The following is a 13,881-nucleotide window of genomic DNA, read 5'->3' as shown; positions in this document are numbered from 1 at the left end:
GGGCTCGCAATATCCATGGCGACATATTTTTGTGATGAGCCAAACGCAATCAAGCTGAGTGACTTGTATTCCCTAGCGCTATCAACTGTAGTTCCTATAGCTCCTCTTAACGAGAAAATTTAATGGATAAATATCAAGAGTTTGTTTCCTGTGTTTCGCATTTCATCAGCTCAGAACGGGTGATTTTGGATGAGTTAAGGCGCTTAGCCCTTGGTGCAGACGCCAGTTGCTACAGGATGATCCCCAAAGTCATATTGCTGTTAGACAGTGAAGACGAACTGATCCGTGTGCTGCAATTAGCAAGACAACTTGAGATAGCCGTTACCTTTCGTGCAGCGGGAACCAGTTTATCCGGACAAGGTGTAACCGATTCGGTATTACTGAAATTAACCCCGCGTTGGCGGCATCACAAAATTATCGACCAAGGCAGCAAAGTACAAGTTGAACCGGGCTTGATTGGCGCGAAAGTGAATCAACTATTAGCGCCGTTTAAGCGCAAAATCGGTCCGGATCCGGCTTCTATTAACACTTGTAAAATTGGTGGCATAGCGGCCAATAACGCCAGCGGCATGTGCTGTGGTACGGCGCAAAACTCTTACAGTACTTTAGCTGCCATGCGCTTGGTTTTGGCCGATGGCGCGGTGCTTGATACCAGCGACAGTAACAGTGTTGCTCAATTTCGTATCAGTCATAAATACTTGCTTAATGAACTGGCCATCTTAGCGAGGGCGACCAAAAAAGACGCCCAGTTACGCAGCCATATTGAACACAAATTTCGGCTAAAAAACACCACCGGCTATAGCATCAACGCCTTAATTGACTTTGATGATCCCATCGACATCTTAGTGCATTTATTGATTGGCTCTGAAGGCACCTTAGGGTTTATCTCAAATATTACCTACAACACCATTGCCTTAAGCGATTTTAGTGCAACAGGTTTGTTTGTATTCAAGGATTTAGAGACAACTTGCCATTGCGTGAGTGCATTGAAACATACTTCAGTGGCCGCGGTCGAGCTGATGGATCGGGCCAGCCTTGCAGCCATTGCCGATAAGCCAAATATGCCGGCTTTTTTAACTGAGCTTGGCTCAGATGCGGCGGCGCTGTTGGTTGAGATCCAAGGCGAGACACAGTCGCAGTTGGATCAGCAACTAGCACAATTGAGTGAGCTTATTGCGCAATTTGGCTGCGCCTATCAAGTGCCATTTAGCCAAGATAAAGCACTGTGTGAGCAGCTTTGGGCGATACGCAAAGGTTTGTTTCCCGCAGTCGGCGCGGTGCGTGAAACGGGCACCACGGTGATCATTGAAGACATTGCCGTGCCCGTAGCACAGCTGGCTGCCGCGACCTTAAAGCTGCAAAGCTTACTGCGACAGCATGGTTATCATGAAGCGATTATTTTCGGTCACGCTTTAGATGGCAATTTACATTTTGTGTTTACCCAAAACTTTGACAATCCAGAGCAGATCGAGCGTTATCAAGAATTTATGCAAGCTGTGGTTGAGCTGGTGGCCCTAGAATACAATGGCTCATTAAAAGCCGAGCATGGCACTGGGCGCAATATGGCGCCGTTTGTTGAGCTTGAATGGGGTAAACAAGCCTATCGGTTAATGTGGGAAATTAAAAACATACTGGATCCGAATAACATGCTTAACCCCGGCGTGGTGTTAAATGAAGATCCCAACGCCCACTTGCAGCATTTAAAAGCCATGCCCAAGGCAGAGCAAGCAATCGACAAATGTATTGAATGTGGTTTTTGTGAGCCAGTTTGTCCAAGTAAAGAGGTCACCTTAACACCAAGGCAACGCATTGTTTTATGGCGAGAAATTCAATCCAGACGGCAACAAGGGCAAAGCAAGCAGCAACTCGCGCCGCTGCTTGATAGTTATCAGTACCAAGGCATAGACACATGTGCAGCAACGGGGCGGTGTGCTCAGCGATGTCCGATAGGTATCGATACGGGTGAGTTTATTAAGGGATTGCGGGCCGAGCAGGTCAAGGCCGCCGACACGATAAACATCAAACTGAAAAACAAACTGGCTGATTGGAGTGCCAATCATTTTGCCACGACCACAACTTTAGTTAAACAAGGGCTTAGCTTGGCTCAGCTGGGGCGGGATTTATTGGGCGAGCAGGGCTTTATCCGGATCAGCCAAACCCTGAATCATTCTCTTGATCACCATATGGTGAAATGGAGCAAATTTGCGCCGCTGCGCAATAATGACCCCGTGCCAAGCCGTGATGCGTTGGCCAGCAACTCAAGCTCAGCGCCCTGTGTGGTGTATTTTCCAAGTTGTAGCAGCCGCGTGATGGGGACCGATAGATTGATGGCCGAACAAGGTGAACAAAGCTTGATGACCACCACCATAGCGCTACTGGAAAAAGCAGGTTATCAGGTCATTATTCCTCGTGATTGCGAACAGCTTTGTTGTGGTATAGCCTTTAACAGTAAGGGTTATATTGAACAGGCCGCGCGAAAAGCCGATCAACTAGAGCAGGCCTTGCTTGACGCATCTAACCAAGGGCAGTATCCCATATACATTGATTCTAGCTCCTGTGCATTAACCGCTATATCAAAGCGAAACGATCAACTAAAACACTATGATCCGATTGAGTTTCTTGCTGATTTTGTTGCGCCCAAGTTAACCATTACCCCGTTAAAACAAAGTGTCATGTTGCATATTACTTGCAGTAGCAGAAAGCTAGGTTTGGCGGACAAAATGCATCAACTGGTGGCTCAGTGCGCCGAACAGGTGATTATTCCCGCCGACATTGAATGTTGTGGTTTTGCTGGAGATAAAGGGCTGTTTTATCCAGAGTTAAATCAGGCTGCGCTAGCTGATCTCAAATCTGCGGTGCCGGCGGATTGTCAGCTTGGCGTGAGCAGTAACCGCAGTTGTGAAATTGGATTATCTGAGCACAGTGGCATCAGTTACAAAGGGGTGGTGTATTTACTTAACCAAGTGAGTCAAGCCAAGTGAAAAAATACGGTGAAAGAAGTAAACGGTAAAACCAGCAAGGTGTGAATGGGGGATGCCAGCATCCCCCTTGTCCAATATCGAACATCCTTGATTGCATGTCCTTTTTTGAACGTCATTTATGATACCATCTCCCCCAGAAAAACCTTGCTATGGCTATGCCTGAGTAAAAACTAAGGATGATGGATGACTAAAAAGACCCGTGTTTCCCCCCAAGTGGTTGAAGAAGCGATGCAAGTGGCTAAGGCGACACAGCGTCCGGGGCAGACCAAAGAGCAAACCAAATTCATTGCGCAGGGTATTCAAAAGGGCATCGAAGAATACAAGAAGCGTCATAAAGAGAAAGCCCGTGAGCTGGATAAGCAAAAACGTAAATTAACACAGCAACAAAACAACGACAGCCAAGCTCATCAGCAAGAGGTTGCTACCTCGACTAATCAAACAGAGTCAGCCGATCACAGCAAGGGGGCAGCTTGGGTTCCTTGGACATTACTTGCCCTAAGTTGGCTGGGCTTTATTGGTTATTTCTTGCTACTGCATCCATAGGAAGAATATGAGCATCAATTTACAAAAATTAGTCACCGAGAGTCGTAATCCTGCCAGTGAGGCTATCGATACCCTCCCGACAATAGACATGCTAAAAGTCATTAACGCCGAGGATAAAAAAGTCCCAGATGCGGTTGCCAATACATTGCCTGAAATAGCGCAAGCTGTTGATGTAATCGCTAATGCATTACAACAGGGGGGCCGATTAATCTACGTGGGTGCGGGAACATCGGGGCGCTTAGGAATTTTGGATGCCAGTGAATGTCCGCCAACGTTTGGTAGCGATCCTCGTCAAGTTGTTGGCTTAATTGCGGGGGGGCACCGCGCGATTTTGGCGGCGGTCGAAAATGCCGAAGATAACCAGCAACAAGCCGAACAAGATTTAGCTGAGCTAGAGTTTAGCGCGCAAGATGTACTTGTTGGTATCGCCGCCAGCGGACGCACGCCTTATGTATTGGGTGCCATGGCCTATGCCAATCAATTAGGTGCAACCACGGTGAGTGTGGCCTGTAATCCTGATTGCCAAATGGCGCAATTAGCCAATATTGCGATATGTGCGGTGGTTGGACCTGAAGTAGTGACAGGATCGTCACGGATGAAAGCGGGCACGGCGCAAAAGTTGATTTTAAATATGCTAACCACAGGTGCCATGATCCGCATTGGCAAGGTATATGGCAACTTGATGGTAGACGTTGAAGCTACCAATGCTAAGCTGGTAGAGCGGCAAAAAAATATCGTGATGGCGGCAACGGAGTGCGAGCGAGACATTGCCGAGCAAGCCTTGCTGGCTGCTGACGGCCATTGTAAAACCGCCATCGTGATGATTTTAGCTCAGCTTAGCGCCAGTCAAGCCAAGGCGCTACTGGCCGAGCATCAGGGGTTTATTCGACCTTGTTTGGCTTGAGCCGCATTATTTTAGTAATGCGTGATCGGCCGGTAACATACGGCTGATCCAGATAATCAGTTTGTGTTTAAGCTGTTGGCCGTCTTCTTTATCGGCGGGAATGGGAGTGATTTGTTTATCTTGCACCAGCAAACGATAAACCACTTCCACCTTTTCTTTTTGTGACACATGACTATCAAGCTTGGCATAACCTCGTTGCTCGGCGTACTTTAGACCCACTTCTAACGCTTTTTTTAGCAATTGCGGCTCATTCTTAATTTTTTTCATGCTCTAAACTGGCTCTATTAAAGGGCGGGTGATAACGTCACTATATCTAATCTAGGTATTTAACCAAGCATTATTTACCCCATGACTCAATTACCACTGTCGCTATGAGATTGATGTAAAGATGAAATTAATCTACACCCACGAAAGTTTACTCATGGTGAACCATGTTAAAAATCTAATGACACAAGCGGGTATCGACACGCTGATCAAAAATGAGTTTAGCCAAGGGGCATTAGGGGATATCGCTGTATTTGATTGTTGGCCGCAGCTTTGGCTGACTCAAGAGCGTAAATGGCAACAAGCACAAGATCTGATTACAGCCCTCAATCAACAGGCAAGCTTGCCTGACTGGCGATGCCAGCAATGCGGCGAAACCAATGATGCCAGTTTTGAACTCTGCTGGCAGTGTGGCGAAGACAAGCGTTAAACACGCAAAATGATTTGCGGAAATACTAGCGAGAATCACCCTAATTAGTTACTCTTCAAAGACAATTAAATCATTGAATTAGTGCCATTATGAATAAAATATTTTTAGCGGTTCCGTTATTGTTATTAAGTATTTTTGCTGTTCCTAGCGCCTCTGCTGCATCGGTGCAAGAGCAACGTGCCGAAATCAATACCATGGCTAAAGAGGCCATGAATCATTTATACAAAGCACACCCTAGTGCTAAAAAAGCCATTAACCAGTCTTACGGTTATGCGGTATTTTCAAACACAGGCATTAACTTGTTACTTTTGTCTACGGCTCGTGGGGGCGGTGTTGCCATTGCGCGCGCCTCTGGCAAACGCACCTACATGGATATGTTTTCTGCGGGCGTTGGTATCGGTTTAGGCGCTAAAAATTACCATGGCATATTTATTTTTAAGACCAAGTCTTCGTTTGATAATTTTGTCGAGCACGGCTGGGATTTTTCTGGCCAAGCTGACGCTTCGGCGAAAAAAGGGGAAGAAGGCGGAGCCATTGATGAAGCCCTGAGCATTAATCCCGATGTACTTTACTACCAGCTCACCCAAAAAGGATTGGCCTTGCAAGCAACGTTACAAGGCACCAAATACTACAAAAATGACGATTTAAATTAATCGTTATTTGCTCCAGAGATAGAAAAAAGCCGCGTCAGCATAAGCTACGCGGCTTTTTTGTGGCTAGAATGGCGCTTCATCGGCGCCGATATCGGGCGCGTTTGTGTCTCGCGTCTGGCCATCAATGTCGGTTGTCACTCCTTCTAATGGCGTGCCTTTGCCCACCACAGTGTCGATGGCTTTTGCTAAATGCAAATCACCTGCAACGGCATTAATAAACCAGTCACTTTGGGCGTTTGTGACATTAAATTCCACATTGGCTTGGCCGTTATTACGCTGGCGTATTAAACCATTGGTTAGGTTATTGGCGATGTGGTTATTCACCGACTCACTAAAACGATACTCAATGGCATTGGGGTAGCTGCTGTTTAACCAGATAGTGTTGTTATATACTTGGGTGTTACTGGCTTGAGCTAGATAGATGCCAACATCTTTGTTAGTCATAATAAAGTTATTGCGGATAATACCGTCAGCGTGACCACTGCTGTCCAGACCTAACATGATGCCGCGATCGCAATTGATAATGACATTGTTCTCTATCAAGGAGCCTTTAGAATCCGCCCAAAAGTGAATGGCGCCCTCCGTTAGCGCGGTATTTTCACCCGGCTTAGGGTTGTTGTTGTGAATATTCTTAAAGGTGTTGTTGCGTACCACCCAGTTATGGGAGCGGTGCGCATCAATGCCGCCGGTGTACCACCACAGCGCTTGGCCTGTGGTAAATTCAAACAGGTTATGCTCGATTAAACCAAAATCAGAGGCCACATCTGGGGTGGATGCGTCCTTAGATACCTTAATCATTTGCTCTTGTGAGTCGATAATGCGGCTGTGGCGCAAACTAAAGTAATCGGCATTACGCTCGCCTTGGATCTGCACTATGTGGTTGCGAACAAAACCGCTGTCACGCAGCGGCGCACCGCCTATGGTGACGTATTCAATTTTAAAATGGCTGTCGCGAACTAAAAACATGTTGTTGTACTGTGGGCCGGCAATACGCACCTTGCTGCGATCGCCAGATTGTCCGCGCAGGGTGATATTAGGCGCATCGACCACAAAAGTACTGTTTAGTTGATAATCACCATCGGCAAGTAACAGCAAGGTATGGCCACCTTGTTGATTTGCTTCTTTAAACGCTTGATGTAGCTGCTCATTGGTGCTGATTTCAACCACGGTTTGGCTGTCCTCAACAAACTCAGCGGTTAAATCTAAGCCTTGGCTTACCACTAGCTCGCTGGTTTGCAGCTGATCTGAGCTGTAACCATTAAACAAAAAGCCCGCACGAGCACGCGCTTCTATGGTGATGGTTTCGCCTATTTGATATTCACTTTTGGCTGGCGTGATAATAATGTCGCCGCCATTATCTGGGATAGGTTTAATTTTGATACTCACCGTATCTGGCTGCGGAGTTGGTGCCAGTGAAGGTGCAATGCTGGGCTCAGTCGATGGCGCGACCGAGGGTTCAATTGAAGGCGCAAGGGTTGGCGAGCCTCCCTCACTTGGGCTGGTTGAAGAGCCACTGCCGCCACAGGCTGTTAGGGTTGTAGCCAAGCCAAGCACGGCCAAAGTAACTAATGATAAGCGCATACAAAATTCCACTCTGACAAAAGACGCAGAGACGATAGCGCTTAGTTAATCAATAAGCAACATATTGCATATTGATGTGAGCAAGGTTGTGGCCTTGTTAAAAAAAAGCCCCGTGATTTAACGGGGCTAGGAATGTTTAGCGGCCTTGTCGCGAAGGCTTTTTACCTTGCGGCGTTGATTTTTTTGGCCTGCTATTTGGTTTGGCTCCTGTATTCGTTGCAGCCTTCGCTTTTGGTTTAGCTACTGGCTTACCAACAGGTTTACCCGTTGGCTTTGCCATAGGTTTAACTGTTGGTTTATCTGTGGCCTTAGCTGCCGCTTTGCCTTGATAGCTTGGCTTAATGGTTGCGCCTGCAGGCCCTTTACGGCCTTTGTTTTGGCCATCTTTGCGAATATCAGGCTGGTTAGGGTGCTTAGTGGCAAAGCGATTGCTGCCATGGCGACCCGATTGGCGACGATGACCGCGCACATTAATGTGCTCGGCTTCGGCTGATGGGATCAAACAGCCCGGCTTTTCACCAATCAAGTGGGCTTTACCCATCTCGGTTAAGGCTTCACGCAATAGCGGCCAGTTCAGTGGATCGTGATAGCGTAACAAGGCTTTATGCAAGCGGCGCTGGCGTTCACCTTTGGCTACCGTTAGTGGTTTACGCTTTTTGTATTTAACCCGTGACAGCGGGCTGGTTTCAGCGTGATACATGGCCGTGGCATTACACATGGGCGAGGGGTAGAAGTTTTGTACCTGATCGCACTCAAATTCGTTTTGTTTCAGCCACAGTGCCAAGTTCAGCATGTCTTCGTCGGTACAACCCGGATGCGCGGCAATAAAGTAGGGGATCAAATACTGCTTTTTACCTGCTTCACGGCTGTATTTTTCAAACATTTCTTTGAATTTGTCATACGCGCCCATGCCCGGTTTCATCATCAGATCTAGGGTGCCTTTTTCGGTGTGCTCGGGGGCAATTTTTAAGTAACCGCCAACGTGATGCGTCACCAACTCTTTAACGTATTCTGGCGATTCAATGGCCAGATCGTATCGTACGCCAGACGCGATCATGACGTTTTTCACGCCTTTCACTTTGCGGGCTTCACGATATAACTCTATGGTGTGCTGATGGTCGGTATTAAGCTTTTCACAGATCTTAGGAAATACACAAGACGGGCGGCGACAATTGACCTCAGCCTTAGGATCGGAGCAGCCTAAACGGTACATGTTCGCAGTAGGCCCGCCTAAATCGGAAATGGTGCCTGTAAAGCCGGGCACCTTGTCACGAATGTCTTCCATCTCTTTAATAATGGATTGTTGCGAGCGGTTTTGGATCACGCGGCCTTCATGCTCGGTGATACTGCAAAATGAACAGCCGCCAAAACAGCCGCGCATAATGTTGACCGAGGTTTTGATCATCTCATAGGCAGGGATCTTTGCCTTGCCGTAACTAGGGTGAGGCACTCGCGCATAAGGAAAGCCAAATACCCGATCCATTTCTTCTGTGGTTAATGGAATAGGCGCTTGGTTTACCCAAAGTTCACGCTCGGCGTGCTGCTGCACTAAGGCGCGACCAGACCAAGGGTTGGTTTCAAGGTGCATCACTCGGCTAGCGTGGGCGTATAAAATGCGATCGTTTTTCAGTTTTTCAAACGACGGCAAACGCACCACGGTATTTTTGGCATCGTGACGCGAGGTTTGCACGCGAATGGGTTTGGGCTTTTCTTCGACGGCTCCGGCATCGCTGGCGCACTCTGGCTCAACTTGATACGGGTTAGCCATCACCATGGCTTTGCCCGGCGTGTCGATACGTGAAGAATCAACCACCTTGTATTCTTCTGGCACCTCTTTAAGCATCACGGCGGTGCCGCGAATACGGGTCATTTCAGCAATGGGCTCGCCCTTAGCTAAACGATGGGCGACTTCAACCAGTGCGCGCTCGGCGTTACCAAACAATAAAATGTTACCTTTGGCGTCCGGTAATACGCTGCGGCGCACTTTATCCGACCAGTAATCGTAATGGGCAAGACGACGTAAACTGGCTTCAATGCCGCCCAATACGATAGGAATTTCTTTATAGGCTTCACGGCAACGCTGCGAATAGATAAGCACTGCGCGATCGGGGCGCTTGCCGCCTTCGTTATTCGGGGTATAGGCGTCATCACTGCGTAATTTACGATCCGCAGTGTAACGGTTGATCATCGAGTCCATATTGCCCGCGGTGATGCCAAAAAACAGGTTCGGGCGACCTAGCGCCATAAAGGCATCTTTGCTGCTCCAATCGGGCTGGGCAATGATGCCGACGCGAAAGCCTTGTGACTCCAACATACGACCAATCACCGCCATGCCAAAAGAAGGGTGGTCGACATAAGCATCGCCTGTCACCAAAATTACATCACAACTGTCCCAACCGAGCTGCTTCATTTCCCGTTTTGACATGGGTAGAAACGGCGCAGGCTTTAGCTCTGGGCGATATTTTGGGTAATCAAACAGGCCGATTTCGGCACCCATTTGAATTGATGTTGTTTTTTGCATTTGGCTTGGCATAACGAGATCCACAACTTTTGGGGCGCAAATTATACCCTAATTTGTTGTGTTAACACTATGCTAAAAAAAGTCGTGCTCATGCTTTGAGAATTCATATACATAAGCCCATGAGGGTTCGGTATTTAATCGATTGCTCTAACGGTTACTTTTTAATAATCACTTGCTGCGCTTTGTAGCTGACTTTCTTTTGTGCCTCATTATCAAACGGCAATAATTGACCAACACTTTTAAGTGCGCTGCTATCGCCTGCAATTAAAATCGGTGTGGCATTGGTTAACTGTTTGGTTTTGCTTGAGAGGTGCAGCGGCTGCTCGGCAAAACGCAAATGGATCACCGGAGTCGGCGCAAGGCGGCGTCGAAATGACACGCTTTTATTACGATCTTTGGCGATATTAGCGGCCAATACTTTCACCTTGGCTTGCTCTTCAATGGCGGCATCCACAGGCAATAATTGCGCCGCTTGATGCAATGCTTTGTCGGTATTGGCGCGCACATTACTGGTTTTGGTCGCCCAGCTAAAGCGAATACTGGTTAAGGGCTCAATGCAGTAATGCACCTTGCGGGTAATTTGCAAGGTAATGGCGTGGGGGCGCAAAGTGTGCACCTGATTAAACCGAGCATGGCGACTGCTGAGTGAGCTTAAATAGTCCTTGATAGCCTGCTTGGTTTGGTTAATTTTATCGCAATGCTCGGCCAAAACCTGAGGCGGACAATCCAGCCAAATAAACCCCGCTGCCTTGCGGGTAACCTTTAAATTGGTATTCGGGTCGCCGCTGTATTGTTTAATGCGCGACCAACCTAATTTAAGGCCTGCTTGCCCACCGACATAGTTCACTGGTACCTGATCAGGAATGGTATTTTGCGTCTTGTCATAAACCGGCAAATCATAAATATCAACCCGCCGGCTAGGGCTGCCAAGCACTAACTGCTGCAGCTGGGCAAGTTGGTTATCTAAGGTATCGAGTAGGTCGGCAAGTTGCATAACATAAACAGCGCGATGAAATAAGCGCCATGGTATCACAAAATGCCCTAGCTTCAGCTAGGGCACTATCACCATAATCTATTGGTGATAGGGCGTTTTTAAATCTGGGGAGTAAAATGGCTGAGCTATGTTTTTACACAGTTACAATGTCTTTACTCAATTATAGCTCACTTTGATTCGCTAAATTTCTCAAAAAAAGCTCGGTTTGTTCACAGCGGATTTCCAACGTATTGATATATAATCACAAAAAATGTATAGCCAGAAATTTAACAAGCCATACTAGGCTCGCTAAACTCAGTCCCGCTTTGTCTTTCCTCTGTATAGCTTGTTATGGGGTGATAAGGTGATATTTACTGGCTGAAAATTCTAATTTTATTTATGTGGGATGATGGGGGTTGCTAGCTAATAAGCAGGATCTTAACGGAATTCCGTATAGTACAGCTGTTAACGGTAAATGAATATGATCTCCGGAACGGAAGCACTAGACCTAATTGAAAAGGAGTTCCCGGAAATATCCGAAGAGCTCAGAGAGGATGAAGGCCTTCTACATCTTCAAATTGGTGAATTCAGACATTTAGCACAGTCTTTTATTGATGGTGCTAAAACGAATGAATTTAAAAGGGTTTGTGAACTGTTTGTCAAACTATTTCCGTCCGCGTCCTCGGAGCTAGAAAATGCATTGAATGTATCGTTCCTTGAGCATCTAAACTTCACTGACGGTAAAAAGGAGCGATCGTGGGCATATACTGCAATGCCACCTTTAATGCGGAAAGCCTGGGATGAGATGGAAGAGTATAATGACAACTTACATAGTGGCCGTTAACAAGGCCAGCAACAGCGACGCTCGTACCTCGCGCGCGTTCTGGCGGCGTTCTATTGCTAACGACACTAGGAGATGAATCGTAGTGGGTGTATGGGGAGTAAATGTCGAACATATTGATTCATTTGCTGATGTTTATGATGGTTTCTTTGATATTTATAACAATGGTGCGAGTCCCGAGCACGCTAGCTCAGAAGTCAAGGAATCGTTTTCTGAATACTTCGAAGACTATGAAGATTCGAATAACTCTTGGTTTGCTCTTGCTTATGCTCAATGGGAGACAAAAAGCCTAGAACCTAGCGTGTATGAAAAAGTCCGATCTATCATTGCGAGTGGCAGTGATTTAAAGCTTTGGGAAGAACTAGGAGCGAGCAAGGACGACATAAAGAATAGGAAAATCGCACTAGATTCATTTCTAGAAGAAATATCATCCGAAAGAAAAACGAAGAAAAGACGTAAGAAGCCAAAACATGATTACCGAGTCAATAAATTAGTTGAGCTTGTTGCTCCTGACAACCGAAAAGTCTTCACGGTTACCGAAGAATTTAGCGATGGTAAATATATCCATACCTCCGCGCTAATGATGTGGAGTTCTGGTGGCGGCTCAGTTTTTTACTTCAGTAAAGAAGGTGCGCAAGTTGGCGCAGAGTGGCAAGATTCACAGACACTGGTTGTTACCATTGAAGAAGGTCTCGAGTTTTCGAAAAAAGACGATTCTGCATTTTACTGCGGTGATAAGGTAGAGGTGACCTACCTGCGTGGTTAACACAATAGAACAAGCGGCTGCACCGGACAAATTTCCGCTGTCACCTTTTTTGCGTGGCAAAAAAGCCGCCATCAAGAATTTGCTTGGTGAACCGGGCGTTCTTATTCCATATGTGGTGAAGAAGAATCTTTTTTTGGTTATGGTGAAAGCTATGAAATTACGACGAATATTAATTACTTGGCCGAGAAAATTATCAGAAGATCTAGGCGTTTCATTTCAAGAAGCCTACACCATATGGAATAACAAGGCTCTTTCGGGGTACTCGAGTGTTTGGCCATGGGTAGTTCTTATCGGCTGCCTTGCTGCATATTTTCTAGCTATTCGTTTGAATATTGCGTTGAAATATGGGGAAATAGGAACCTTTGTTAAGAATTTGCTATTTATCGGTGGGGTTATTGGGTCAATGCAATTAAACTTTTATATTGCATATAAAAAATACTTGAAAATTATAAGAGTGGTTGAAAGCTATTATTTATGCATAAATTGTATGTCTATCTATTGAGAATATAACGTAACAAGTCGTTGCAGCAACGCACACTTCGCGTGCGGGACTGCTTTAAGTCCAAGTTTTTCGGCTCGCTGCGCTCACTTTACCGCAAAACTAGAACTTAAAATCCGCTGCTGAACTCGGCATTATGAATCCGTCTACTCAACATGTTGTATTTATATCTGATAGGTTTGAAAATGAAATTTACTCTTTTAATATTTTTGTTATTTTCAATAACTGCTGTAGCTGAAGAGCATATTGTTAATGTAGATATTTCTGATTGTACTGATAAGCCATGCTTTGAATTAATCAAAAAAGAGTATGATTATTCTCCCGGAATCAAAGTTATTGCGCACGCTGATATGACAGATGTAGGGCACCCAGGAATTGTTACTTTTTATCCATTATTTAATATTTATAACAATGGTGATAAAAAGGTTAGCTTTAATATTGGTATGCATTTATTAGACGAAGATAGAAAAATACTAATCGGTGTTGTTTATGGTACTGAATTCTTGCCAAATAAATCCCAATCTGACAGAGAGGCTTACAGGTCTCTTAACGCTTTTAAATTAACTAAAGAGCAAATTAAAAATACAAGGTATATTAGTATTATCGTAGAGAAGTGTACTAATGATTGTCTGCCTTATTCTGGTATTGACTATTCTCAGTCACCTGAAAAATAAATCCATACAAACAATTCAACAGTGATTCGCAACGCTTGGCGCTTTCACTTCGAGTTGAGTTTTGTGTTTACGGCGCAGTGCTTTAGCTCAGTGGCAGTGTTGCTCACACGTTAATTGGGCGTTTTAGCTCTGTTGAGATTCGCCCCCCTACATTTAGTTACTACGTTATTTACGTATAGTTTGCTATCCATACGTTACTTGCGTACACTTTCCTTATGAAAAGTGTATTTGTTGAATCAAGCATATTTGAA

At 45.8% G+C, this 13,881-nt stretch carries 13 protein-coding genes; 9 read left to right on the top strand and 4 right to left on the bottom strand.

What is annotated here, in order from left to right:
• Positions 1-122: 122 nt before the first annotated feature.
• The 3 genes from ACK8OT_RS16470 to murQ all read left to right on the top strand — a co-directional run bounded on the left by ACK8OT_RS16470 (position 123) and on the right by murQ (position 4,428).
• On the top strand, positions 123-2,981 hold the full coding sequence (locus ACK8OT_RS16470) for an FAD-binding and (Fe-S)-binding domain-containing protein (protein ID WP_410197601.1): 2,859 nt from the start codon (positions 123-125) through the stop codon (positions 2,979-2,981).
• A gap of 183 nt (positions 2,982-3,164) precedes the next feature.
• Entirely contained in the window at positions 3,165-3,524 is a 360-nt protein-coding gene (locus tag ACK8OT_RS16465) for a DUF2956 domain-containing protein (protein ID WP_410197600.1), read from the top strand.
• Between the two features lie 7 nt (positions 3,525-3,531).
• Positions 3,532-4,428, top strand: coding sequence for an N-acetylmuramic acid 6-phosphate etherase (gene murQ / locus ACK8OT_RS16460; RefSeq protein WP_410197599.1), 897 nt, complete (start codon positions 3,532-3,534; stop codon positions 4,426-4,428).
• A gap of 6 nt (positions 4,429-4,434) precedes the next feature.
• Here murQ and ACK8OT_RS16455 read toward each other — a convergent pair whose 3' ends face one another.
• The gene (locus ACK8OT_RS16455) at positions 4,435-4,695 is read right to left on the bottom strand and encodes a DUF5062 family protein (RefSeq protein WP_410197598.1); all 261 of its coding nucleotides are present in this window, start codon (positions 4,693-4,695) and stop codon (positions 4,435-4,437) included.
• A 121-nt stretch (positions 4,696-4,816) separates the two neighbouring features.
• Between ACK8OT_RS16455 and ACK8OT_RS16450 the strand changes: the two genes are divergently transcribed.
• A complete protein-coding gene (locus tag ACK8OT_RS16450) occupies positions 4,817-5,122 on the top strand; it encodes a putative signal transducing protein (protein ID WP_410197597.1) in 306 nt (101 codons plus the stop codon).
• A gap of 89 nt (positions 5,123-5,211) precedes the next feature.
• Positions 5,212-5,775: a lipid-binding SYLF domain-containing protein gene (locus tag ACK8OT_RS16445; protein WP_410197596.1), complete on the top strand. Its 564-nt coding sequence runs from the start codon at positions 5,212-5,214 to the stop codon at positions 5,773-5,775.
• Between the two features lie 63 nt (positions 5,776-5,838).
• On the opposite strand, the gene ACK8OT_RS16440 is transcribed toward ACK8OT_RS16445, so the two are convergent.
• The 3 genes from ACK8OT_RS16440 to ACK8OT_RS16430 form a co-directional block, all read right to left on the bottom strand.
• Positions 5,839-7,356: a right-handed parallel beta-helix repeat-containing protein gene (locus ACK8OT_RS16440; RefSeq protein WP_410197595.1), complete on the bottom strand. Its 1,518-nt coding sequence runs from the start codon at positions 7,354-7,356 to the stop codon at positions 5,839-5,841.
• Positions 7,357-7,492: 136 nt separating this feature from the next.
• Positions 7,493-9,853: a YgiQ family radical SAM protein gene (locus ACK8OT_RS16435; RefSeq protein WP_410197651.1), complete on the bottom strand. Its 2,361-nt coding sequence runs from the start codon at positions 9,851-9,853 to the stop codon at positions 7,493-7,495.
• 178 nt (positions 9,854-10,031) lie between these two features.
• On the bottom strand, positions 10,032-10,910 hold the full coding sequence (locus ACK8OT_RS16430) for a DNA replication terminus site-binding protein (protein WP_410197594.1): 879 nt from the start codon (positions 10,908-10,910) through the stop codon (positions 10,032-10,034).
• Between the two features lie 415 nt (positions 10,911-11,325).
• On the opposite strand from ACK8OT_RS16430, the gene ACK8OT_RS16425 reads away from it, so the two are divergent.
• The 4 genes from ACK8OT_RS16425 to ACK8OT_RS16410 all read left to right on the top strand — a co-directional run bounded on the left by ACK8OT_RS16425 (position 11,326) and on the right by ACK8OT_RS16410 (position 13,630).
• A complete protein-coding gene (locus ACK8OT_RS16425; protein WP_410197593.1) occupies positions 11,326-11,694 on the top strand; it encodes a DUF7674 family protein in 369 nt (122 codons plus the stop codon).
• 82 nt (positions 11,695-11,776) lie between these two features.
• A complete protein-coding gene (locus tag ACK8OT_RS16420) occupies positions 11,777-12,457 on the top strand; it encodes a hypothetical protein (RefSeq protein ID WP_410197592.1) in 681 nt (226 codons plus the stop codon).
• Positions 12,450-12,959 (top strand): hypothetical protein, encoded by a 510-nt coding sequence (locus tag ACK8OT_RS16415; protein WP_410197591.1) that lies wholly within the window; start codon positions 12,450-12,452, stop codon positions 12,957-12,959. The genes ACK8OT_RS16420 and ACK8OT_RS16415 overlap by 8 nt, the downstream gene beginning before the upstream one ends.
• Positions 12,960-13,141: 182 nt before the next feature.
• The gene (locus ACK8OT_RS16410; RefSeq protein WP_410197590.1) at positions 13,142-13,630 is read left to right on the top strand and encodes a hypothetical protein; all 489 of its coding nucleotides are present in this window, start codon (positions 13,142-13,144) and stop codon (positions 13,628-13,630) included.
• The last annotated feature ends 251 nt before the right edge of the window (positions 13,631-13,881 follow it).

Source organism: Motilimonas thetidivivens (assembly GCF_046452435.1).
Lineage (GTDB): Bacteria > Pseudomonadota > Gammaproteobacteria > Enterobacterales > CBDFNC01 > Motilimonas.
This window is presented reverse-complemented; position numbering and strand designations above follow the sequence as displayed.

Excerpts from the sequence above, each read along its gene's own strand:
- ACK8OT_RS16470 (WP_410197601.1), top strand. The coding sequence starts at position 123 with ATGGATAAATATCAAGAGTTTGTTTCCTGTGTTTCGCATTTCATCAGC.
- ACK8OT_RS16465 (WP_410197600.1), top strand. The coding sequence starts at position 3,165 with ATGACTAAAAAGACCCGTGTTTCCCCCCAAGTGGTTGAAGAAGCGATG.
- murQ (WP_410197599.1), top strand. The coding sequence starts at position 3,532 with ATGAGCATCAATTTACAAAAATTAGTCACCGAGAGTCGTAATCCTGCC.
- ACK8OT_RS16455 (WP_410197598.1), bottom strand. The coding sequence starts at position 4,695 with ATGAAAAAAATTAAGAATGAGCCGCAATTGCTAAAAAAAGCGTTAGAA.
- ACK8OT_RS16450 (WP_410197597.1), top strand. The coding sequence starts at position 4,817 with ATGAAATTAATCTACACCCACGAAAGTTTACTCATGGTGAACCATGTT.
- ACK8OT_RS16445 (WP_410197596.1), top strand. The coding sequence starts at position 5,212 with ATGAATAAAATATTTTTAGCGGTTCCGTTATTGTTATTAAGTATTTTT.
- ACK8OT_RS16440 (WP_410197595.1), bottom strand. The coding sequence starts at position 7,356 with ATGCGCTTATCATTAGTTACTTTGGCCGTGCTTGGCTTGGCTACAACC.
- ACK8OT_RS16435 (WP_410197651.1), bottom strand. The coding sequence starts at position 9,853 with ATGGGTGCCGAAATCGGCCTGTTTGATTACCCAAAATATCGCCCAGAG.
- ACK8OT_RS16425 (WP_410197593.1), top strand. The coding sequence starts at position 11,326 with ATGAATATGATCTCCGGAACGGAAGCACTAGACCTAATTGAAAAGGAG.
- ACK8OT_RS16410 (WP_410197590.1), top strand. The coding sequence starts at position 13,142 with ATGAAATTTACTCTTTTAATATTTTTGTTATTTTCAATAACTGCTGTA.